The sequence below is a fragment of the Paenibacillus senegalensis JC66 genome (assembly GCF_000285515.1).
Taxonomy (GTDB): domain Bacteria; phylum Bacillota; class Bacilli; order Paenibacillales; family NBRC-103111; genus Paenibacillus_L; species Paenibacillus_L senegalensis.
This window is the reverse complement of record NZ_HE610959.1, coordinates 209380-231914: the sequence shown is the minus strand read 5'-3', so window position 1 is coordinate 231914 and position 22535 is coordinate 209380. Positions and strand designations below refer to the sequence as shown.

Sequence of the window (22535 nt, the reverse complement as noted above, 5' to 3'; positions counted from 1 at the left end):
CTCAAGGCCTTCCAAGGCCGGAACTTGCGCTTTTTTTTATTTCAGCATTTTGCATAAATCCGAGCGGTATCTAATCCGTAGTAGGACTGCAGGGAAGGCAGGCAAACGGCACATTCATGCCTTAGTCCAAATTGGCTTCGCGGCCTTTAACCCAGATCCGCTTAATTTCCAAATCAGGGGAGAGCAGCAGAACATCGGCCTGTTTACCTGCGGCCAGGCTGCCCAGCTTGTCATCCATCCGCAGCGCTTGAGCAGGGTTTAGACTCGCCATTCGGCTAGCCTCTACGATGTCGACCCCTACTACATTGATGACATAGCGGAATGCTGAAATCATCGTTAGCGTGCTGCCTGCCAGGCTATTGCCTTCTGTCAAGGTTGCTTTGCCGTCTTTCACGGTAACGGCTAGTCCTCCGAGGCTGTACTGTCCGTTGCCCAAGCCTGCTGCGGACATAGCATCAGTGATAAGAATCAGATTGTTATCTGTCTTCGTCTTTGCAAGCAGTTTTATCCCGGCGGGATGAACATGGAAGCCGTCTGCGATAACTTCCGCATTTATCCGGTCATCGCTTAATACGGCGCCAACAGTGCCAGGTGCGCGGTGATGCAGACCGGTCATCGCGTTGAAAGTATGGACGGCATGGCTCAGGCCATGCTCTACAGCCTCTTCCATGATTTCGTAAGAGGCATCGGTGTGACCGGCTGCAGCAATGATTCCGTGCTCTTTAAGCCAATGGATCAAGGCAAAAGCTCCCTCGTGCTCCGGAGCCAAGGTTAACTGTTTGATTAAGCCGGGGTATTTCGCTGTCCATTCCTCCAGCCATTCCTGCTGAGGAGGCACGATATATGCCGGGTTTTGAGCTCCGGGCCACTTGGGACTAATGAAGGGGCCTTCCAGATGAACTCCGATCAGTTGGGCGTAAGGCATGTCCTGCTGCTGATAAGTATGAACGGCCTCCAGCAGCTGATCCAAAGCTTCACGCGGAGCCGTAACGGATGTGGCCAGCATGGCGGTAGTCCCGTTTTTCCCGTGGAAGCGGGTAATCCCTTCCAATGCTTCAGCTGTTGCGTCCATAAAGTCATGTCCATATCCTCCGTGAATATGGATGTCAATAAAGCCGGGAACGAGCCAGCCCCCTTCGGCATCAATACGCGAATCCGCCTCAAAGGAATTTAATGAGGCAGGTCTCGACTCGCTGGAACCTGCCCAAAGGATCGTGCCACCCTCGAGATAAAGCTCACCCTGCTGAAGCACTCCGTCTTCCATAACTAATCTGGCGTTATAAAGGATTGTACGGCTTACATGGCTCATGGTTATAAATTCCTCCCGGCTTCAGAATCCGTCATGACGATCAAATTAGGATGCAGCTGCAAGAAAGATGCAGGACACTGGGTTGTAATGGGGCCGTTCAGCGCCTTATGGATAATATCGGCTTTATCCGCGCCGCGCACTAACAGAAGAATGCACTTGGCTTTCATGATTGCCGCCATACCAACCGTAATCGCATGCGTAGGCACTTCATCTATCGAATTGAAAAAGCGTGCGTTCGCTTTGCGTGTTTCTTCATGCAGTGTAACAACATGTGTGGCTCCAGATAAGGAATCGGCAGGCTCATTAAAGCCAATATGACCGTTGTGTCCAATTCCTAGAATTTGCAGATCAATGCCGCCTGCTTCCTGAATCAGTTGATCATAACGGGTGCATTCTTCTTTAGGGTGATTCGTATTCCCTTGTGGAATCAGGGCTTTATCTTCCGGAAGATCGATATGCTGGAACAGGTGGTGATGCATGAAGCTGTAATAGCTTTCACTATGATCGCGAGGCAGTCCAACATATTCATCCAAATTAAAGGAAGAGGCACCCTTGAAACTGATTTTTCCTTCCTTGTACATTTCAACTAATTTTTCATAGACGCCAATCGGTGTCGAACCGGTGGCCAGTCCAAGAACTGCATTAGGCTTCTGTTGGAGAGTAGCGGCTATAAGTCCTGCTGCCGCTTCATTAAGTTGAGTGTTAGAACTATAGGTGTAAACATTCATTTCCAGGTAGCCTCCCCGAATTTACCAAAAGGTGTAGTTACTTTAAATGTAAAGTTAATTTAGGAGCATGTCAATAAATGATTGTATCATAACAATCATAATTTTGATCGTAAACAGCATTTCTTATCTTCATCCTGAAAAAAACCTTTGTCATTTTGCTCTAAACCATTGACTAGCTTCACTGCTCCTGACTAAACTATAGGGGAGTTAATAAACTATCCTACCCAATAAAGGAGAGCGTTATGAAACTTACCAACAAAATTGGCGTGATTGTTGATAGTTTTGGAGTCGGTGTTCGGCAGGGACTGATCAAAGCTAAAGAAGTGGGTGCGGAGGGCGTGCAAATTTATGCGGTTTCAGGTGAGATGGATCCCGCAAATTTAGACGCGGCTGCACGTAAGGAATTGAAAGATTATATTGCCTCTCTGGGTTTGGAAATTTCCGCCTTATGCGGGGACCTCGGAGGACATGGCTTCCAGGATAAAACTGTGAATGCGGAGAAAGTGGAAAAATCGAAACGTATTATGGATCTGGCAGTAGAGCTCGGTACGAACGTGGTAACAACTCATATTGGAATAGTTCCTGACGATCCTAACAGTGAAGTGTATGAAGCTATGCATAAAGCCTGTGAAGAGCTTAGTCAATATGCCAGCAGCATGAATGCTTTTTTTGCTATTGAGACGGGGCCGGAGACGGCTGCACATTTGAAGGCTTTTTTGGACACGTTGAGCAGCAAAGGGGTTTCTGTCAATTTTGACCCGGCTAACATGGTTATGGTAACGGGTGATGATCCTGTTGAAGGGATTAAGCTGTTGAAGGATTACATAGTTCATACTCATGTGAAGGATGGAATCCGCAACCGTGAGGTTGACCCTCGCGCAGTATATGGGGCGCTCGGTTATGAGCCTATGGATCATGCCAAGATTGCAGAAATGGTTTCTTCTGGAGAGTTTTTCAAAGAAGTGCCGCTGGGCGAAGGGAAAGTAGACTTTGATGCATACTTTGCGGCGATCCAGGAAATCGGCTATCAAGGGTATCTTACAATTGAACGTGAAGTGGGAGATCAGCCGGAAGCTGATATCCGCAAAGCCGTAGAATTCATTAAGCGATACCGTTAATGCAGACGATACCATCAGGAGATTAATGAAATCGGATTATTCCTATGTAATGGGAACATTCGTTTAATGGTATTCATTCTTAATAGCTTCCACCAATGAGCCGCATCCTTCGATGCGGCTTTCCGTATTCGCTGCTTGGCAAGATAATGCTGTTAGTAAAGATTTTAGTAATGATCTGGCTAAGCTTCCACCGGATCATCCAGCAGCCGCATGCGATAAGCGTTGCTCGCGGCGGTATGCAGCTCTTCTAATAGCCCGTAATTAGCCCAAGCCCCGACAATAGCCCCTATCCCCGGCAGCAGCTGGAGCATCTTGCGAAAATCAATCGAATCGCGATATTCCTGCTGCAGCGTCTGCCAATCGATAGAGCGGAAATCATCAGTTTCGTCGGCCCATTGCAGGCGGGTCTGGTTCCAGCTTTTCATAGCCTTGAATGTGCGCATCCGGTGTTCGCGACTGGAAAAAGCGAGCTGGAAAATATAAAGAATATATAGCCTTTCACTAATCTCTTTCGTATCAAATCCGTAAGTGTGGGCGATCTCGAATAGAAACTTCATTTTGATCGCAAGCAGGGCTGGGAAATCGACGACCCCTAACAGCAGACCGCCTGCTCCTGTTCCCGCACCTTCGGCGGCCGCGATTTTTTTATATTGGGAGTTAATCTTCTCAGCGAGCTGATCTCTTTGCTCCAAGGTGAGAGCGGTTTCCACCGGACGGTTGGGGGTAAACCTCGCTCCCACAATTACTGCCTTAACAATGCTTTTAATCGTTTGGGTAATCGTGTGGTGGACTTTTTCCGGAATGGCGCGATTTAGCGAAGTGCTAAAGGCCTTGGAGGTCTGCTCCAGCACTCCGCCTCGTTTTGAAAGTGTTTTTTCCCATAGAACCAGCTCCATACGGACTCGTTCCTCATATTTCATAATCATGCGCTCCTGTCAAAAACCATGCACTAGCAGCCCAGATATAAGCCAAGAATGATCGTTCCTTGAAACAAATAACCTGACTGCTAAAATGAATTAATCTTCAAAAGGGTCCAATATTCGTGATTGGCCCTCTAAAATCAGCTCTAGCTCTGTTTCAAAGTTTAAATAGAGAGGTGCGGGCAGGTTAGCTGTTATGTGGGCAAGCTCCGGCAGCTGAAGTGCTTCCTCCACAGTTTTTGGACGTTTGCTTAGACTTTCAATCCAGTCTCTGATTATATCCATAAAACGGTAGAACGATTCCTGAAAGCGGGCGGCATCTTCCTCAGCATCGTCATAATCACTGCCGGACATTAGTTCCCAGTGCTTTAACATGGAATCCAATTCTTTGGCAATCAGTGAGTCCATAAGCTTCTCCCCCTTCTCTAGTCGATAGGATCACACCGCATCTCTTATTGTAACCAAAATACCGTCCTAGGTAAACGAATGGACAGGCCCTTTCTCCATAGATCTTCAAAATGAGTCAATCTGTAAGGGGAAGAGGTTTCTCTGGCGGGCCTGTCCGATAATTAGTACAATTAGAATAAGTACATGGAAAATTAAGCAATTTGCTAAGCTGGCTCATAAGCTAGAACAATTTTTGAATACATACGAGCATTCCTGTAATTAAAGAAATTTGCGGTTTGAACAAAAATGAGCACCTCCGGTATACTGGGTATCGTTAAGGATCCCTAATTCATTAAACGGAGGTACTCACTTATGAAGCTTACACAATCTTACAAACAAAATCAACGGATTGAGCGCATTTCGGAAACAACTTTGGTGATCGGAGCAGATATCGCGAAAAATACTCACATTGCCCGTGCTTTCAACTTCAGAGGCATTGAGCTAGGAAAACGTTGTGTGTTCACTAACGATCAGACTGGGGTGAAGGCGCTGCTGGACTGGACTGATGAATTAAAACAGGAACATGGCATGACGGAAGTATTGCTTGGCGTGGAGCCGACAGGGCATTATTGGTTCCCTATGCATCATTACTTGCGGCAGCAGGATATTCCGGTTGTACTGGTCAATCCACACCATGTCAAGAAAAGTAAAGAACTCGATGACAATTCCCCCACGAAAAACGACACCAAAGACGCGCGCGTCGTAGGGAAATTGGTGCTGGAAGGTCGGTACACCGAACCCCAACTGCCGAAAGGAGTGTATGCGGAGCTTCGTGTTCTGATGAATCAGCGAGATCGAATCAATACGGATCTCAACCGAATAAAGGGCCGAATCCACAACTGGTTGGATCGCTACTTCCCTGAGTTCACCCGGGTGTTCAAAAAATGGGAAGGCAAGGCCGCACTCTTAACGCTCCGACAATTTCCACTGCCCCAGGATGTGGTTGATGCCGGCGAAGATCACATCGTGGAGACGTGGAAAAAGGAGGTTCAGAGGGCCGTCGGACGTAAACGGGCTTTATTGCTGATGCATACGGCTCAAGCCTCCATTGGGCTTGAAGAAGGCTTGAAAGCAGCACGATATGAGCTGTCCATGCTGCTAGAACAGTACGATCTACTAATTCGACAGATGGAAGATTTGATGGAGCAGGTGAGCGAAGAATTGGAAAAGATCCCGGAAGCGAAAGCGATTCTCAGTATGCCGTGTGTTGGGACGGTTACAGTGGCAGGGATTTATGCTGAAATCGGCGATCTGTCTGGCTACAACCACCCCCAACAAATCATCCGTCATGCTGGATTTAACTTGAAAGAAGACAGCTCCGGAATGCATAAAGGTGAGACGCTGATCACCAAGCGAGGACGTTCTCGTTTACGTAGGATCTTGTACCAGACCACCCTAATTATGGTCGCCAAGGATCCCACATTTAAAGCGTTACACCGGTATTTTATAACACGCCGGGAAAATCCGTTAAAGAAAAAACAATCGATCATTGCGCTTTGTGGAAAGCTGGTTCGCATACTATTCACACTGGGGACAAAACAGCAGAATTACGATGCGAGCAAGGTACTAGGTGCCTTTCGTGAGGCACAAATACAAGCTGCATAATTCAGATATACACAGGAATCAATAAATTATTTGAAATCATTGTTATTCACATGTTGATATCTATTTGACAATTGAAGCACGGAGAGCCGGGAAACATATCCTCCATTAGGGCACTGACCCCGCATACGAGCAAGCCTGGCCTCCACCCCTTGATAGGTCGGACGAAGGAATGTAAGGGCGTAGACCCAGGGAGATATGGGAGGGTAAACCGCAAGGGAAATTGTGGAGCGTCCAATGTGCGATCATAACCATTTTTTAGAAATGGTGCACAGCACCTCTGTTTACACTTAAGGGTCATTTCCAAATATTTGTTCTTCGTCAAATTTGTACCAATTTTCTTAAATTGTCAATGGTGAAATCTTGAGAATAAGTGAGAAAATAAAAGAAAACCTCAATTTATTGAGGGAGGAGGAGAGGAAAATGAAATACCGCAAATTGGGCCGTTCTGGTGTAAAGGTAAGCGAGATCAGTCTTGGAAGCTGGCTCACTTATGGTGAGGGCGGCTATGTGGACAAGGATAAGGCATTCCAAATTATAGACAGAGCCTACGAAAGCGGCATTAACTTTTTTGATACCGCTAACATTTATATGCGTGGAGAATCCGAGAAAGCAGTGGGAGAAGCGTTAAGCAAGTATCCGAGGCATTCTTATGTGTTGGCTACAAAGGTATGGGGTAAAATGGGGGACAAGCCCAATGAAAGCGGGCTTTCCCGCAAGCATATCATGGAACAATGCGACGCCAGTCTAAAAAGATTGAATATGGACTATATCGATTTATACTACTGTCATCATTTTGATCCGGATACGCCAATTGATGAAACGATGAGGGCAATGAACGATCTAATCACTCAAGGCAAAGTGCTATATATCGGCGTCAGCAACTGGACAGCCGCCCAAATCAATGAAGCAGTGCGCGTAGCAGACCGTTATTTGCTGAATCGAATTGTGGCCAGTCAACCGCCTTATAATATGCTTCGCAGACAGATCGAGCAGGAGATAATGCCTGTCAGCGCTCAGCATGGCATCGGCCAGGTCGTGTATTCGCCTTTGGCGCAAGGAGTATTGACCGGGAAGTATACGGACCTGCAGAACATGCCGGAAGGAAGCCGGGCTCAGCATGCAAAAGGCTCAGTTAGCAGTTACTTGAATGAAACAACATTGGCACAAACCGCCCAATTAAAAGAAATCGCCAATGATTTGGGATGCACCCTGTCGCAATTGGCTTTGGCTTGGATTCTGCGGAAAGAAGAGGTTTCGAGTGCTATTATTGGGGCCAGCCGCCCCGAACAAATTGATGATAATATCAAGGCTTCGGCTATCACATTAACCGAGGATACGCTTGACGCTATTGAAACAATATTGCAACCTCCAACAGCCTGAGCGGGATTGAATTATCTGCTTATAAAACCAATATTTGTTACAGTCTTTCAAGGTTTAGGAAGGAAATGTTCAGTGGAGGTCGAAATTAAGCACTTGAAGAAATTCTAAGGTAAGGTGAGGTACAAAAGAATGAGGCTTCGCCACAATAGATCGACTGTCACTAGCCGCCATCGAAAACATAGGTCGCAGAATATTGCTGCTTATACTAGGAGATTAAAATGGCGTAATCGTGGGGCCGGTTCTATCCGGACTTCTCTGCACTCGAATGTTCATGCCCACAGTGCTAAGCTGCCTGTGTCAGGAGCCCCTGTTACCCGTGAAGATCAACGTTACTTATCATTAGTTGAACACAATCCGGCTGCTATTTGGTCCGTAGATCTGGAAGGCAATATAGAGAGTGCCAACCCTGCCGCAGAACAAATGAGTGGATATGACCAACTGGAGCTGGTCAGCTTAAATCTGTTTGAATTAATTCCCGAGGTTGAGGCGCAAAAGCTTAGAGAACGCTTTAATGCGTGCCTGACAGGCTCCCCGACCAGCTTTGAGCTTCAGTTTAGAAAAAAAGACGGTGCAATAATAGACTTGGGGGCGAAGCTTGTCCCTATCGTTGAACATTCCGCTGCAACAGGTATTTTTTTTATAGCTCGTGATATTACCGATCGCAAGCAAAGTGAAACGGAGCTGATTCAAACAAAAGAGCAAATGGAGTCGTTGTTTAATAACACTTCAGATGCCATAGTTATATTCGATCAGGGATACCGTGTAACCCGCGTGAATCGGGCTTTTGAGAAGCTGTACGGGTGGAAGGCTGAGGAAATTATGGGCTCCGTCATTCCTATTGTACCTGAGGACCGAATGGAAGAACTTAAGGAAGCCTGCCGGGAGATGGCCGCTGCCGGGGCGATTTCCTGGCCTGAAACCGTGATGCGGACAAAGGAAGGGATGTTGGTTGAGGTCAGCGTTTCCCTATCCCCAATTAGTAACTGCAACGGCGAGTATGTGGCTTACGCTGCTTTTTCCAAGGATACAAGTGAGCGTAATGCTATGGAGAAGGCTTTGCGTCTAAGCGAAGCCAGATATCGCTTAATTGCTGAGAATATGTCGGATCTGATAGCTGTCTATGATCGCAAAGGAGATCTCGTTTTTTCCACTCCTTCATACAATTACTTGTTAAATTATACTTCCAAAGGGGATAATCAAGCCAGACTGGACTCTTTAGTGGACAGTAAGGATAAAGAAAAGCTTTGGGAGACGTTTCAATTTATACTCGAATCCAAACGCTCAGCGAGGTTTGAATATCGCTATCATAGTCCGGGAAGTCAGCCTTTATTTTTTGAAGCAAGCGGAATCCCGGTAGTCAATGATCAGGATGAAGTGGAAAGTGTTATCATTGTCTCCAGGGACATTACCTCCCGAAAAAAAACAGAGGCTGCATTGCAAGAAGCGGAGGCAAAATACCGCAGTCTGGTCGAGGAAGCTTTGGTTGGCGTTTACTTGATACAGGAGTGGAGGCTTACCTATGTGAATCCGCGCTGTGAGGAAATGCTGGGTTATGCTAAAGCGGAATTAATGAACAAGCATGTGCTTGATCTGGTTCATCCGGAAGATTATAAGAAGCTGATCCGCATGATCAAAAAACGCAAGGGAAGAAGTATCCACTTTTTGTTCAGGGCTATTCATAAGGAAGGGCGGACCATAGATCTCGAACTGCACGGGGCGCTCACAACTTATAAAGAAAAACCGGCCATTATTGGAACCGTAATAGACATTACAGAACGTAAAAAAACAGAAGAGCTGATCCATAGGTCGGACAAGCTTTCGGTTGTTGGCCAATTAGCCGCAGGCGTTGCTCATGAAATTAGAAACCCGCTAACTTCGCTAAAGGGTTTTGTTCAACTAATGCGGGCAAAAAATCAGGATACTCAATATCTTGACATTATGTTGTCCGAATTGGACAGAATTAATTATATAGTAAGCGAATTTATGGTCATTGCAAAGCCGCAAGCTATTCAATTCCAAATGAAAGATCTGCGTAAAATATTTCAGGATGTCATCCCGCTTCTGGATACCCAGGCCATTCTGAGCAATATACAGATCAAGCTGTACATTCAGGGAGAAGTACCATTAATCCATTGTGATGAAAACCAATTAAAGCAAGTGTTTATCAATGTTCTGAAGAACGCGATTGAGTCGATGCCTGAAGGAGGGATCATTAGAATAAAAATTAGGGAAACCGGCTCCAGGGAAGTTCAAATAACGGTAATTGACCAGGGATCGGGAATATCGCCTGAGCGGTTGGCACGTTTAGGGGAACCTTTTTATACGACAAAAGAAAAAGGCACCGGACTTGGATTAATGGTATGCTATAAAATAATAGAGATGCATCATGGTACAATGAAAATTAAAAGCAGGCTCCAGGAAGGTACTACCGTAACTATAACTCTGCCCGTCAAAGAACGGCTGGAAGAGAAGGAGCCGGGTAAAGGATTGGTTTAAGTTGAAAACGAACAAAATTTCCGATTTGAATAAGTCTTTGCTTATGATCAATAGTGTGTATTCATCACTCACGAAATCGGAAAAAAAAGTAGCGGATGCTGTATTGGGTGATCCCGAGGCTGCCGTCTTTTATACGATTACCGATCTGGCTGAAAAAGCCGGGGTAGGAGAGACTTCGGTCATCAGACTGTGCCGCAAGCTGGGCTTCAAGGGGTACCAGGAATTTAAGCTGTCCATCGTCCAGGATCTGGCTTCACCTGTTGAGCAGATGAGCGGAAAGATTGAAGAGCGTGACGATCTTACAACTATCGCCAAAAAAATAACGGTACAGAATACACAAGCACTGCAAAATGCGCTTTCCTTAATAAATGAGCAAAATTTGCAAAATATTGTGGAAGCGATGATCAAGGCAGACAAAATTTACTTTTTCGGAGTTGGCTCTTCGGGAATCACTGCAATGGATGCCAAGTATCGCTTTATGCGGCTGGGCTTCAACGTAGACGCTTCTATGGATTCGCACGTTATAGCGATGAATGCGGCGCTTGCTAAAAAAGAGGACGTCGTTGCTTTTATCTCCACATCAGGAAGCACCAAGGATGTCGTGGATGCGCTGGAAATCGCCAAAGCTAGCGGAGCATTCATCTTCTGCCTGACCAATCATGCCCGTTCACCGATTACCCAGCAGGCTGACGCGGTGCTGCTGGGCACTTCCCGGGAAATGCCGTTGCAGGGGGGAGCTTTTTCATCCAAGCTGTCACAAATTCATCTATTGGATATACTAACGACGGCAATATCGCTGCAAAGAAAAGAGCAGACCTATTCAGCATTGGAAAAGACGGCGAAATCGGTTATTCAGAAGCTCTACTAAGCAGGAGAAAACTTGGCCGCAAGGGCAATGTCTACGATAAAAAGTGGGAACATCCTCCATTTTGGAGTGATTGTTCCTTTTTTATTTTTATTGTGGAGAAAAAATCCTTTATTTATGCTGCGAAGGGAGGTATACTTAGTTAAGACGAATCAATAAAGGATTGTGAGCCCATGACCCATTCGATAATTGCTTCTTTTCAAAATGGTTGTATTGTATCTTGCCAAGCGTTAGAAGATGAACCGTTATACGGTTCCGACATCATGGCTGCAATGGCCAAAGCAGCGGAGCAGGGAGGCGCTGTCGGTATTCGAGCCAACACTCCTGCTGATATCCGTGCGATCAAACAGGTGACCAAGCTGCCGGTCATCGGCTTATATAAGAAAAATTACCCGGGTTCCGATGTGTACATTACCCCGACGATGAACGAAATCAGAGAGGTAATTGCAGCAGGAGCCGATATCGTTGCCCTGGATGCGACCAAACAGGCCCGTCCGGGCGGCGTAACCTTGAAGCAGCTGTTTCAGCAGATTCGAGAAGAATATCCGCATATTTTAATTTTGGCCGATGTGTCTGTATATGAAGAAGGGGTCTATGCAATGGATCTTGGAGCTGATCTCGTGTCTACCACACTGTCCGGCTATACCCCTTACAGCCCGCAGCAAAAAGATCCGGATATCGATTTAGTTGCTCGTTTGGCCGCTTTAAACAGAACTCCCATTCTGGCTGAAGGGAGAATCTGGACGGTAGAACAGTGCCAGGAAAGCCTGCAGCAAGGGGCTTACGCAGTGATTATCGGTTCCGCGATCACACGGCCTCAGGAAATTACGAAGCGTTTTGTGAGCTGTATTCAGGAGCTTAAGCCGCTGCCAAAAGGGTAACTGTCCGGAGTTATTACGCATTTATGTTGATGAAGAGTGGAACGTCCATTCAATGAGGATAGAAATAAAGGAGTGAACAGCTCCATGAGCAGATTAGCTATCGGTGTCGATATCGGCGGAACGAAGATCCATTTTGCTGCTGTGGATCCAGAAGGTCGTATTGTAGTGGATGAAATTACTCCTACAGATGCGCAACAGGGTGCTGATGCGGTCATGGATAAGGTTATTAGAGGAATTACCTCTATCGAGAATCAGCTTCAGGCGAAGGACCTGTTGTCCGCTGTCGAAGGTATTGGCATAGGCAGCGCTGGCCAGATAGACTTTGAAAGCGGAGAAGTAGTGTTTGCTACTGATTCTCTGCCTGGCTGGAAAGGAACTAAAATTCGCGAAACAATTGCGAAGCAATTTCATAAGCCGGTGTTTGTCGACAATGATGTAAACGTAATAGCATGGGCGGAGAAACGCTATGGCGCCGCTCGTCCTTATGAAAGCTTTATATGTTTGGCTGTAGGTACCGGAATCGGCGGCGCGATAGTTGAAAAAGGCCATCTCGTTCGTGGCGCCTTCGGCGGTGCGGGTGAGCTCGGCCATCTGTCCGTCAATTTTGAGGGCCCGCTCTGCAGCTGCGGCAATCGCGGCTGCATTGAGCTCTACGCTTCCGGCACCGGCATTGCCCGAGTTGCGCGGGAGCTGATCGCTGAGCGGGGCTGGGAGCCGGCCTGGCAGCCAGATGCGCGTTCGCTTGGAGCTGCGTGGCTCGCTGGCGATTCACAAGCCGATGAGGTGATGGAAAAGGTGATTCAGGCGTTTAGTACCGCACTGGGGAGTATTATTCACACCTTTAACCCCGAAGCTATCATTGTTGGTGGAGGCGTGTCGGCTCTCGGCAAGCCGTTTTTTGACCGCTTGGAGCAAGCGACCGAGCCTAAAACAGCGCCGGCCATGTGGAGTGCCACCCGCCTGCTGCCTGCCGAAATAGGTACGGGTGCAGGGGTCGTAGGCGCGGCTTCGCAAGTTTGGCTGTATAGCGGTTCTTCCTCAATTAACTGACCACACCTGCCGGGAAAGCAGCCGGCTGCCCTAATTGAATATACGAATGCAGGGGCTGTCCAGAAATTCAGTGAAAACTGACTTTCGGACAGCTCTTTTTTGATGGGAACGATTTTTTTTCGGAATAATTTCGATGGCTTCCTTTCTATCTTCCTTAAACATTTAAGTTATGAAATGCCGATATATGTGTACAGACTCTCGACAAAAGAGAGAATAGGCTGTGGTATACTATATGAAAGCGCTTTTTTGTAATTCATATAACCATGAACAGATGTTTATTATAACGGAGGGGTCATCATTGAAGCCAATTCTCACCAAGCTGGGCAGAATGACATACAAACGCAAATTGCTGGCCTATTCTCTACTCATTAGCATCGTTCCTGTCATTCTGATAGGGTGGGGCTCATCCTATCTGATGTCGAAGTCCATCCAAGAAGAGGTAGATCAAACCCAACAACTGATTTTAAGACAAATTCAAAATCAATTAAACATTTTTATCAGAGACCTAAATATAAGCTCGATCAGCCTGGCATCCAACACGACTCTGGAGCGGGCTGTGGAATTGCCCCCTACCAGCGAGCATGTTAATACTGCGATGGAATTATCGGAAACCATCCGCAGGCAAAAAAGCTTCTCGGCAATTCGCTATGAGGTGTCCTTGCTGAGCTTGACTAATGGCATTCTGTATTCGGACCGCTCCCATGCATCTGCTTCTTATTTCAAGCAGATGATCGAGAATGAACAGCCAAAATTCAACTCTTCCATTATGATCACGCCAAACACTTATATTAATCAGGATCAGCTTCTGATCTTTCGCCCCGTGCCCTTGCATACCTATTATTCGGACGGGGTAGTCATTCTCCATATCAGTATCCGGGAATTGATGAAATTTGTAGAGCGGTTAGAATTGGATCCTTCTTATCGGCTGTATGTTGTCGATGGAGCTGGCAAAATCATGATCAGTCACAATGAGAATGATATCGGCAGTACACTGACATCGGGAACGGAGCTATATGAAATGTGGAAAAGCCCGGCTACCTCTCATGAATACCGGCTGAATGAAGAGGTCTACCAGGTGACGACAGTTAGGTCAACACCCAATGACTGGACCTACATTACTCTCTTCCCTATGAAAGAGCTCAATGCCAAATCACACGCCATTCAGCGTTTTACATGGATGATGGTTCTAGCCCTTTCCTTGATCTGGGCCATTGTTGTTGTTCTCGGCTCCAGAAAGCTGTACGGTCCGATCGAGCATCTGTTAAATAAGCTTGTCAAGGAGGACAAATGGGACAAGCATTACAACAACGAGCTGCAAGCATTAGACTCTTTTATGCTGCACATGATTGATACTAACAAAGAGCTGAAAGACCAGCTGACTATGCACATTCCCGACCTTCAGCAGAGCATGTTCCAGAAGCTGATTAGGGGGGAGTGGGATCAGCAGCAGATGTATGATAAAATCACCCAGCTTAATCTTCCGCTGCATGGCGCCAGCTTCTATGTATGCTTGGCAGCGGTAGATGATTTCAAACAGCTGAATCAGCTGTACCCGACAAAGGATTTGCCTTTAATATATTATGCTCTTAAGAACATGACCGAAGAAGTGTTCAACAAGTATAAAGCTGTTGTGTTTTCTCCTCAGCACGGGCAGTTGGTCATATTGATCAGCGCGGAGAAGGAGTTGGACCATGAGGTGAAATCCAAGGCTGACCTTCTGCGGCTTAAAGTATCCGAGACTCTTCCTTTTACGGTAAGCGCGGCTTTGAGCCGCTTGCGATTCGGCTATGCAAGTATAGCCAAAAGCTATCAGGAAGCCTTGTCCCTGCTGAATTACCGGCTCCTGTTAGGCAATAACATCACGATCTCCGACCGCCATATCGAACCTTCTGTCCGGCAGTCCAGCCGTGATGTGTTCAGGTGGAAGAAAAAAATCGTCCAGGAAGTCATCCAGGGCGAGCAGGAAGCAGCGGAACATAGTCTGCAGGAGCTGGTTCAGATCATTCCGCTCTATGCTCAAAACTCTGAAACGGTGCTGGGGCTATTTTCTCATCTGCTCGGGGAGCTGGAGTATCATCTGGGAGAAATGGATCTTTCCGTCCAAAGCTTTTTTGAAGAAAGCCTTTATGATTCTCTTCACCGGCTAGAGACCTTGCCGGAAATTAAAGGCTGGCTCAGTGAGCAAGTATTTCCGACGATCATTCATAGGCTCAACGAAGGACTAGAATCGAAACAAAAGCAATTGGTCGGTCAAGTATTGTTTTATATTCACCAGGGATATGACAGTGATATTACGCTGCAGCAAATTGCGGATAAGCTGGACATGTCCCCCTCGCAAATTAGCCGATTATTTAAAGAAGAAACGAAGCTGACCTTTAGTGAATATGTCATACAATTCCGGATGAAGAAAGCTTGCGAATGGCTGTTGAACACGGACATGTCGATTAAGGAAGTCGCTGACCGGCTGCGATATACTAATGTGCAGAATTTCACTCGAACCTTCAAACAGATTAAGGGAGTTCCGCCTGGTGAATACCGCAAACAAACAAGAAGCGGATGATAGATGGCGAGCGTCCGTGATAACCCTCCAACCTATGCGGTTAGGGGGTTTTATCTTTATTTGAAGCTTTTTTATCATTATTTTCCTGGCATAAATGAACTGATAATTGCCATTTAATCGCTGGATAGCTAGAGTATAGACACGGCTTAAGTGAAAATAAAATTTGAAGGCAAAGGGGTTAGAGAATGAATAAACATTTTGCTCGAAAATGGTTGCTGCCTTTAAGTGTTGTTCTTGCAGCTTCAGGTGCACTTGCTGCCTGCGGCGGCGGTTCCACAGGTTCAGGTAACGGAGGCGCTTCTCCCGGATCGGGATCAGGCTCTGGTGGCGATGGCGGAAATGAAAGCGCTGTAAATAAAAAAATTGACATTCTGCTATCTCATTCTAATGGGAAGTACGCTCAGCAGGTCAAGTCTGACGATCCTTATATTAAAGCGCTTTCCGAGATTTCAGGCTACGATTTGAGCTTTGAGTTTTTAGGACATGGAAACGATTTTACACAGCAGTTAACCGTTCGCTTTGCTTCCGGCGATTTGCCTGATCTGATCAGGACAAACTCGATCGACTCGACGATGCATCCCGGTGCGCTGCAGCAAGGAGTATTCCATGATCTTACGGATTTAATAGAGGAGCATGGCCCTCATCTTAAAGAGAGAATTCCTGCGGAAGCCTGGAACAGTCCTAAAGTGAGCCAGGACGGAAAAATTTATGGAATCCCAACTCTGCTTTCTCTGCCTGCAACTCATGTTCTCTACTTCAGGGAGGATTGGCTGGAGAAGCTTAATATGGACATTCCGCAAACGATGGACGAGTTTCTCGCCTATTTTGAGGCTGTTAAAAACGAAGATCTTAATGGAAATGGGCAAAACGACGAGTACGGCTTCTATATCCGTGAAAACTTGAGTTATGGAAACGTTTTCTTCCGGAACTTCGGAGCCAGCCCGGACCAATGGTATTTAAGAGACGGACAGCTGATTCCCGGTATGATTCTTCCAGAAATGAAAGATGCGATTGCCTTTCATAAGGAATTGTACGATAAAGGCTATATTAATCCGAATCTGTTCACCATTAAGAGCGCTGACTGGGAAGCCGATATTAAACAGGGTAAAGCGGGAATGTGGATGCACTCCATTCCGAACTACATGTCTAACTGGCAGCCCGGCAATTTTGTTAACCAGCCGGATGTAAAGCTTGCAGTGGCGGGGCCTCCTGAAGGAGGAGGGTTGTCTGCGGAAGGCGATCAAATTTATTTTGTATGGGTAATTCCGTCACAGGTTGACAATCCGGAGGAGATCATTAAGTTCCTCGATTGGGCTTGGTCTGATGAGGCCGATTCATTCTTCTCTTTCGGTATCGAGGGTGTTAACTACACAGAGGAAAATGGATCCGTACAATGGGATCCGACAGCTCCCGCTAACTTGGATAATGATGCTAGCGTATTTTATCAGCTTTCGATTAATCCGAGGGGAGACGGACGTATGAACCAATCGGTCGTCGATGTGCACCCTGATTCAGAAATCCTAAATCAAGGAATTGCAGTTGCCAATGATGCGACCGTGGCTAATGACGGAATTCATATGCCACCGCTGGAATCCTTGAAAACTCACCCGGAGCTTGCGATCGGAACGAACTCGGGAACCTTGTTCCTGGATATGTTCGCTAAAGTCGTTACCGGTAATGCGGATCTGGATGAGGCGTTTGACAGCTTCGTCAGTGAATGGAAAAGACGCGGCGGTGATGCAGCAATTCAGGAAGCTACTGAATGGTATAACGAATTCCACAAATAATCAGTGGCTGCAAACGAGGGCAGGAGGAGCCGGGTACAGCCCGGCTTCCTCCGGTGATCGTCCAGCCAGCAGGGGAGGGATAGCATGCTAAAAAAACTAACAACCGACAAGACCGCTCTCGTGCTTATTGCATTGCCGGGCATTCTTCATTTTTTGATATTCAAGTATATACCGTTGGCGGGCAACATTATCGCGTTCCAGGATTTCAATCTGTTCAAAGGGATTTGGAGCAGTGATTTCGTTGGATTCAAGCATTTTGTGACGATGTTTACTTATGAAGAGTTTTTCAATATATTGCGCAACACGATGCTTCTCAGCTTTTACTCTATCGTATTCGGATTCCCCGCTCCGCTTGTTCTGGCGCTATTGCTTAATGAAGTAAGGAAAATGTGGTTTAAGCGCCCGATTCAAACTTTGCTGTATTTGCCGCATTTTCTTTCCTGGGTTATTGTCGGCGGGATTTTCATTAACCTGCTCGATGTTAATGGAATTGTCAATCAGATTCTCGGATGGTTCGGCGCAAGACCGATTGACTTCTTAAGTAACCCTAGTTTTTTCCGGCCTATGGTCGTAGGGATTTCCATCTGGAAAGAAGTAGGATGGGGAACAATTATTTATTTGGCTGCGCTAGCTGGCATAAACCCGCATTTATATGAAGCGGCGATGGTAGACGGTGCTGGAAGGTGGCGGCAAATGTGGTTTATAACGCTGCCCTCATTAATGCCGGCTATCGTAATTTTGTTTTTGCTTAGAATCGGCAACGTGCTGGAAGCGAACGTAGAGCAAGTCTTGATTTTTATTAATCCGCTGAACCGTTCCGTCGGGGAAGTTATTGATACGTATGTATACAGGGTGGGGCTATTGGGAGCCCAGTTTAGCTTTTCTACAGCAATCGGCCTTTTTCAATCCCTAATCGGTTTAACGCTGGTGGTCTTTCTTAATCAGCTTAGCAAAAAAACGACCGGGGAGAGCATTTATTAAATCAGCATTTTGGCTGCAAAATGCCTGGGTTAACTTTACTGCTTAGGCGGCTGGCAAATGGAAAAGGAGCGGAGGGGAGAGGTTGTCATTCTGCAGGAAAGCGGCCTCGGAAACACGGTAGTGTTCTCCTTTAATGAACTAGCTAAATTATGGCTTTCTCTTGCGAAGCCTGGAGGTGAAGCGATGCCAACGTACAAATCAGACAGGGCCTTCAATTTTTTCAACGGCTTGTTATTGATCCTTGCTTGTCTAACTATGATTGCACCCTTGATTCATTTGGCTGCCGTTTCGGTGAGCTCACCGGTATATGCCAATGCCAAGCTGGTTTATTTGTGGCCTAAGGGGTTCAATCTGTCCGTATATGAGCAAATTTTTGGAATGGAGACACTGTGGAGGGCGCTAGGAGTAAGTGTATATATGTGTATCATGGGGACATTGGTCTTTCTGTTCTTCACTACGAGCCTTTCCTATTCGTTGTCCCGGTCCATAATGCCTGCAAGAAGCTTAATTCTAAAAGGAATTCTGGTTACTTTTATTTTTACTTCGCCTTTAATCCCCAATTACCTGTTAATTCGTTCCCTAGGGATGGAGAACACACTGTGGGCCTTGATTGTGCCGGGGGCGTTGGGAGCCTACTCCGTTTTCATCATGAAAACCTTTCTGCAGGGCATTTCATCTGAAATATTAGACGCAGGAAAAATCGACGGGTGTACCGAATTTGGTCTATATGCGAGAATATCGCTGCCTATGTCCAAGCCGGTTATTGCAACTTTGTCGCTCTTCCATGTGGTTGGGCTGTGGAATTCCTATTTTGCTGCGCTGATCTATATCCGCTCCAAAGAGCTTTACCCGCTGCAGCTTGTATTAAGAAGCCTTATCATCGACAATGAATCTGCGGAGGCGATGGGTGTAGATATTTCCATGGAGGCAACTCCGGAAATGATGAAAGCCGGGGTCATACTGTTTTCCACTATTCCGATCATTATGGTTTACCCGTTTTTACAAAAGTATTTTGTGAAAGGGGCTCTGTTAGGTTCACTGAAAGAATAAAAAGCTACCCGAAAAAGCAGCAAAGCAGACAGCTTTTCCTATCCTCATAAAGGATAGGAGAAACTGGCTGCTATTGCTGATCGTAATAGGAAGGTTTTGTCAGCTTACAATAGTCCAAGTCAAAGCAGCTTATACCTCATACCGGCTTAAATCAGCCTCTTCACAAGATTCCGAGCAGTAGCCTTTATGCTCTCTCTCACAGGCTTCACAGCAAATATGCTGCAAGTGGCAATAATCGTTGGCACAATTAGTATAACGATCTTCCGGGCTGCCGCAATGGTGACATTTTCCTACGATTACATCCTCATCTGTACGGTTTATGGGCACGGAAATACGCTCATCAAATACATAGCATTTGCCATCGAACAGTCTGCCCTGAACTTCCGGATCCTTGCCGTAGGTGACGATCCCGCCTTCCAGCTGTGATACATCCTGAAACCCTTCTTTGAGCAGAAAACCGGACAGCTTTTCACAACGAATCCCGCCGGTGCAATAGGTCAGAATGGGCTTGTCCTTATATTGGGAAAGATTGTTTCGGATCCACTCGGGGAAATCTCGAAACGATTCCACATCGGGGCGAATTGCATTGCGGAAATGGCCGATATCATACTCATAGTTGTTGCGCCCGTCCAGTACGATTACATCTTCGTTTTGCAGCTGCTCGTAAAACTGCTTAGGTGATAATCTTTTTCCGCTTGTTTCATTCGGATCAATATTTTCTTCAAGGCGGAAGGTAACCAGTTCTTTTTTAGGGCGCACGTACATTTTTTTGAATGCATGCTCTTCCGCCTCATCGATTTTGAATACCATATCCGCAAATAACGGGTTGGCATGGAGCACATCCATATATTGCTGTGTCTGCTCAATTGTTCCGGATACGGTACCATTAATGCCCTCGGCAGCTATTAAAACCCGGCCTTTCAAGCCCAGCTCTTTACAGAAATTCAAATGCTCAGCAGCAAATTCCTCATAATCAGGTATCGTTACATATTTATAATAAAGCAATATTCGATAAGGTTGTCTGTTCATTGCTGACACCGCCTTTTAAGAATGTTAATTATTCACCGCAAAGGCTCCGCCTGCCTGGGGGTTGAGCGGACTAATGCTTTGCCGGAGTTATTTTTCAAAATTTGGTATAAAATTAAGCTTATTTTAACCAAACAATGTTATTATACCGTAATAATTGCAAATAAGAAAAAGAATCGTTGTAAATTAACAATTTTCCTTGAATTCCCAAGAGGAACTGTCGATAATTTAATGAAGAAGATATTTGCAGCTGGGCAACAGACCATTTGGGTCAGGAGAACACCGGATTCGGAGGAAAAACCATTGGCGCAACATTCAAATATACCTTTTCTCAAGCGTGATTCATCAAGCTCTAAAAAAGGCGATAGCCAGATCGATCGTCAGGAACCGTTCCGGTTGGATGATATCGCCAGACATATGCTGTATAACTCAGATCGGGCGATGGGGATTTTTTCCCAAAACGAGACCTGGCTGGCGGTTAATGCAGGATTATGCCGCTTGCTGGGTGCTGCCGAATACAAGCTCATCTATAACCGGCTGGCCAGTTTCATAAGCGAGGAGGAGTGGCAGGCTCTGGCTAACCATTTGCAGGAGCTGGGACATGGAAATTCAGACAGCCTGGTGGCTCAGCTAAAGATACGGCAACGGCAGGCTAAACTGAAGCTTTCCGTGATTCGCGGCCGCAACAGGGAAGTGCTGTATTATTTGCTGGAGGTTCTGGAAATCGAGAGGGGCGTAGATATAGCTCTGTTTCCTTCCAGAATTTCAGAGACCGGGAGTCCCCGGAGACAAAGCTTCACACATCATGAGAACAAGGCCAGAGTTATTAACGGGAGAAGGAAGTCTCCGGTTAGCCGCAATTTGCGTTTATATCGCGGGGGGCGGTCGGTTTTTAAAACAAATATTCCGGCGGAGTATATGCTGGTCAAAAAGCATGCAGGAGAGTGCGATGAAACGAAACCATGCGTCAGTTGGAAGCTGACCGGGACGAGGCAAGCGGCTAGCTCCACAAGGCGATCAGATACATTATCGGCGGTGCGTCAGCTTGCGGCAGGAATTGCCCATGAAATCCGCAATCCGCTTACATCGGTGAAAGGCTTCGTACAATTGATGAGGAGCCGGAGTCTGGGTAACTCTGCTTATCTGGAGGTTATGGATTCAGAGCTGGAGAGAATTCAGCGGATTATTAACGATTTTCTGATTATGGCTAATCCAGCCAAGAGCCCTTATCCGTATATAGATCTAGAAGGGTTGTTAGGCGAGATCGGCAGCAGAATGGGCCAGACTGGGCAGCGGCGTTTGCGGATATGTACAGAGACTCGCCAGAATCCGCTTATCCTAAGAGGCGATTATGAACAGCTAATGCAGGCTTTCACTCATATCGTACAAAACAGTCTGGATGCTATCGATCAGAGCGGACAGCTGACTATATATGCCAAACGCCAAGCGGAACGGGTTATCATTCGATTTGTGGACAATGGGCGGGGAATACCTGCGGATAGGCTGGAAAAACTGGGAGAGCCTTATTTTGTTACCAATGAGAAGGGCAGCGGCTTTGGCCTTATGACCAGCTTTACAATAATCGAAGCGCACGGTGGCACTATTCGGATTAACAGCGTTCTTGGCCAGGGCACGATCGTTGAGGTCAGTCTTCCCATAGAAGTCTCTTGATTCTGCTATGATGAAGCAAGCGTGCTGCTCTTTGAAGCAAACAGTTGATCTGTGAAGCAACTGCTGCTCTGTACAGCAAACGGCTGATCTGTGAAGCAAACGGCTGATCTGTGAAGCAAACGGCTGAACTGTAAACGGCTGAACTGTGCAGCAACGGCTGGTCTGTGAAGCAAACGGCTGATCTGTGAAGCAACGGCTGATCTGTGAAGCAAACGGCTGATCTGTGAAGCAAACGGCTGATCTGTGAAGCAAACGGCTGATCTGTTCGTGATGACGGGAGTTGTCCGAAAAGTGGCCGTTCAGCCCGATAACTAGAATATGCAAACCCCAAGCAGTGGACCCGAGGCGAATTGTATGCGGAAAGTGTATGCGAATACAGTCATGCCATTGAATTCTCTGGCACAACTCCGGCACGAAAATAACCAAGGGTGGCGGGGTTCGCGGGCTGCGCGGGTTTGTTGCCTGCGTTTTGTACGAAATGTCGTACAAATGAATGGGGTTGAAGTGCGATTCCCGGAGATTTGTATGAAACGTCGTACAAATACAGGGATTAAAGGGCGATTACCCAATATTTGTATGACAAATCGTACAAATGCAGGGGATTGAAGGGCGATTACCCGAGATTTGTATGACAAATCGTACAAATGCACCAAATGCAGGG

Annotated in this window: 17 protein-coding genes; 12 read left to right on the top strand and 5 right to left on the bottom strand. The window is 46.5% G+C overall.

What is annotated here, in order from left to right; all coding sequences use genetic code 11:
• Positions 1 to 121: 121 nt before the first annotated feature.
• A complete protein-coding gene (nagA, locus tag PSHG_RS13065; RefSeq protein WP_010273479.1) occupies positions 122 to 1309 on the bottom strand; it encodes an N-acetylglucosamine-6-phosphate deacetylase in 1188 nt (395 codons plus the stop codon).
• Between the two features lie 2 nt (positions 1310 to 1311).
• Positions 1312 to 2037 (bottom strand): glucosamine-6-phosphate deaminase, encoded by a 726-nt coding sequence (nagB, locus tag PSHG_RS13060; protein WP_010273478.1) that lies wholly within the window; start codon positions 2035 to 2037, stop codon positions 1312 to 1314.
• A gap of 242 nt (positions 2038 to 2279) precedes the next feature.
• Here nagB and PSHG_RS13055 point away from each other — a divergent pair, with 242 nt between their 5' ends.
• Positions 2280 to 3155 carry a sugar phosphate isomerase/epimerase family protein gene (locus PSHG_RS13055; protein ID WP_010273477.1) on the top strand — a complete coding sequence of 292 codons (876 nt, stop codon included), beginning with the start codon at positions 2280 to 2282 and terminating at the stop codon, positions 3153 to 3155.
• Positions 3156 to 3334: 179 nt separating this feature from the next.
• On the opposite strand, the gene PSHG_RS13050 is transcribed toward PSHG_RS13055, so the two are convergent.
• Together PSHG_RS13050 and PSHG_RS13045 are read right to left on the bottom strand one after the other, a co-directional pair.
• Positions 3335 to 4075, bottom strand: a complete 741-nt coding sequence (locus tag PSHG_RS13050; RefSeq protein WP_010273476.1) for an EcsC family protein — start codon at positions 4073 to 4075, stop codon at positions 3335 to 3337.
• Positions 4076 to 4171: 96 nt separating this feature from the next.
• Positions 4172 to 4483: a hypothetical protein gene (locus PSHG_RS13045; protein WP_010273474.1), complete on the bottom strand. Its 312-nt coding sequence runs from the start codon at positions 4481 to 4483 to the stop codon at positions 4172 to 4174.
• Between the two features lie 351 nt (positions 4484 to 4834).
• Here PSHG_RS13045 and PSHG_RS13040 point away from each other — a divergent pair, with 351 nt between their 5' ends.
• The 10 genes from PSHG_RS13040 (at position 4835) to PSHG_RS12995 (ending at position 19177) form a co-directional block, all read left to right on the top strand.
• Positions 4835 to 6127, top strand: coding sequence for an IS110 family RNA-guided transposase (locus tag PSHG_RS13040; protein WP_010273471.1), 1293 nt, complete (start codon positions 4835 to 4837; stop codon positions 6125 to 6127).
• A gap of 420 nt (positions 6128 to 6547) precedes the next feature.
• The gene (locus PSHG_RS13035; protein WP_010273467.1) at positions 6548 to 7507 is read left to right on the top strand and encodes an aldo/keto reductase family protein; all 960 of its coding nucleotides are present in this window, start codon (positions 6548 to 6550) and stop codon (positions 7505 to 7507) included.
• A 294-nt stretch (positions 7508 to 7801) separates the two neighbouring features.
• Complete coding sequence (locus PSHG_RS27560) at positions 7802 to 10003, top strand: PAS domain S-box protein (RefSeq protein WP_010273463.1); 2202 nt, start codon at positions 7802 to 7804, stop codon at positions 10001 to 10003.
• A gap of 43 nt (positions 10004 to 10046) precedes the next feature.
• Positions 10047 to 10871, top strand: a complete 825-nt coding sequence (locus tag PSHG_RS13025; protein WP_042122023.1) for a MurR/RpiR family transcriptional regulator — start codon at positions 10047 to 10049, stop codon at positions 10869 to 10871.
• A 170-nt stretch (positions 10872 to 11041) separates the two neighbouring features.
• Complete coding sequence (locus PSHG_RS13020; protein WP_010273457.1) at positions 11042 to 11749, top strand: N-acetylmannosamine-6-phosphate 2-epimerase; 708 nt, start codon at positions 11042 to 11044, stop codon at positions 11747 to 11749.
• Positions 11750 to 11833: 84 nt separating this feature from the next.
• Positions 11834 to 12799 carry an ROK family protein gene (locus PSHG_RS13015; protein ID WP_010273454.1) on the top strand — a complete coding sequence of 322 codons (966 nt, stop codon included), beginning with the start codon at positions 11834 to 11836 and terminating at the stop codon, positions 12797 to 12799.
• 298 nt (positions 12800 to 13097) lie between these two features.
• Positions 13098 to 15359, top strand: coding sequence for a helix-turn-helix domain-containing protein (locus tag PSHG_RS13010; protein WP_010273451.1), 2262 nt, complete (start codon positions 13098 to 13100; stop codon positions 15357 to 15359).
• A gap of 185 nt (positions 15360 to 15544) precedes the next feature.
• Entirely contained in the window at positions 15545 to 17146 is a 1602-nt protein-coding gene (locus PSHG_RS13005) for an extracellular solute-binding protein (protein ID WP_010273447.1), read from the top strand.
• 84 nt (positions 17147 to 17230) lie between these two features.
• Complete coding sequence (locus PSHG_RS13000; RefSeq protein ID WP_010273444.1) at positions 17231 to 18127, top strand: ABC transporter permease; 897 nt, start codon at positions 17231 to 17233, stop codon at positions 18125 to 18127.
• A gap of 57 nt (positions 18128 to 18184) precedes the next feature.
• Positions 18185 to 19177 (top strand): carbohydrate ABC transporter permease, encoded by a 993-nt coding sequence (locus PSHG_RS12995; protein WP_010273442.1) that lies wholly within the window; start codon positions 18185 to 18187, stop codon positions 19175 to 19177.
• Positions 19178 to 19306: 129 nt separating this feature from the next.
• On the opposite strand, the gene trhO is transcribed toward PSHG_RS12995, so the two are convergent.
• Positions 19307 to 20206: an oxygen-dependent tRNA uridine(34) hydroxylase TrhO gene (trhO, locus tag PSHG_RS12990; protein WP_010273441.1), complete on the bottom strand. Its 900-nt coding sequence runs from the start codon at positions 20204 to 20206 to the stop codon at positions 19307 to 19309.
• Between the two features lie 300 nt (positions 20207 to 20506).
• On the opposite strand from trhO, the gene PSHG_RS29390 reads away from it, so the two are divergent.
• Entirely contained in the window at positions 20507 to 21874 is a 1368-nt protein-coding gene (locus PSHG_RS29390) for an ATP-binding protein (protein WP_162137285.1), read from the top strand.
• Positions 21875 to 22535 lie beyond the last annotated feature (661 nt).

Excerpts from the sequence above, each read along its gene's own strand:
- nagA (WP_010273479.1), bottom strand. The coding sequence starts at position 1,309 with ATGAGCCATGTAAGCCGTACAATCCTTTATAACGCCAGATTAGTTATG.
- nagB (WP_010273478.1), bottom strand. The coding sequence starts at position 2,037 with ATGAATGTTTACACCTATAGTTCTAACACTCAACTTAATGAAGCGGCA.
- PSHG_RS13055 (WP_010273477.1), top strand. The coding sequence starts at position 2,280 with ATGAAACTTACCAACAAAATTGGCGTGATTGTTGATAGTTTTGGAGTC.
- PSHG_RS13050 (WP_010273476.1), bottom strand. The coding sequence starts at position 4,075 with ATGAAATATGAGGAACGAGTCCGTATGGAGCTGGTTCTATGGGAAAAA.
- PSHG_RS13045 (WP_010273474.1), bottom strand. The coding sequence starts at position 4,483 with ATGGACTCACTGATTGCCAAAGAATTGGATTCCATGTTAAAGCACTGG.
- PSHG_RS13040 (WP_010273471.1), top strand. The coding sequence starts at position 4,835 with ATGAAGCTTACACAATCTTACAAACAAAATCAACGGATTGAGCGCATT.
- PSHG_RS13035 (WP_010273467.1), top strand. The coding sequence starts at position 6,548 with ATGAAATACCGCAAATTGGGCCGTTCTGGTGTAAAGGTAAGCGAGATC.
- PSHG_RS13025 (WP_042122023.1), top strand. The coding sequence starts at position 10,047 with ATGATCAATAGTGTGTATTCATCACTCACGAAATCGGAAAAAAAAGTA.
- PSHG_RS13020 (WP_010273457.1), top strand. The coding sequence starts at position 11,042 with ATGACCCATTCGATAATTGCTTCTTTTCAAAATGGTTGTATTGTATCT.
- PSHG_RS13015 (WP_010273454.1), top strand. The coding sequence starts at position 11,834 with ATGAGCAGATTAGCTATCGGTGTCGATATCGGCGGAACGAAGATCCAT.
- PSHG_RS13005 (WP_010273447.1), top strand. The coding sequence starts at position 15,545 with ATGAATAAACATTTTGCTCGAAAATGGTTGCTGCCTTTAAGTGTTGTT.
- PSHG_RS13000 (WP_010273444.1), top strand. The coding sequence starts at position 17,231 with ATGCTAAAAAAACTAACAACCGACAAGACCGCTCTCGTGCTTATTGCA.
- PSHG_RS12995 (WP_010273442.1), top strand. The coding sequence starts at position 18,185 with ATGGAAAAGGAGCGGAGGGGAGAGGTTGTCATTCTGCAGGAAAGCGGC.
- trhO (WP_010273441.1), bottom strand. The coding sequence starts at position 20,206 with ATGAACAGACAACCTTATCGAATATTGCTTTATTATAAATATGTAACG.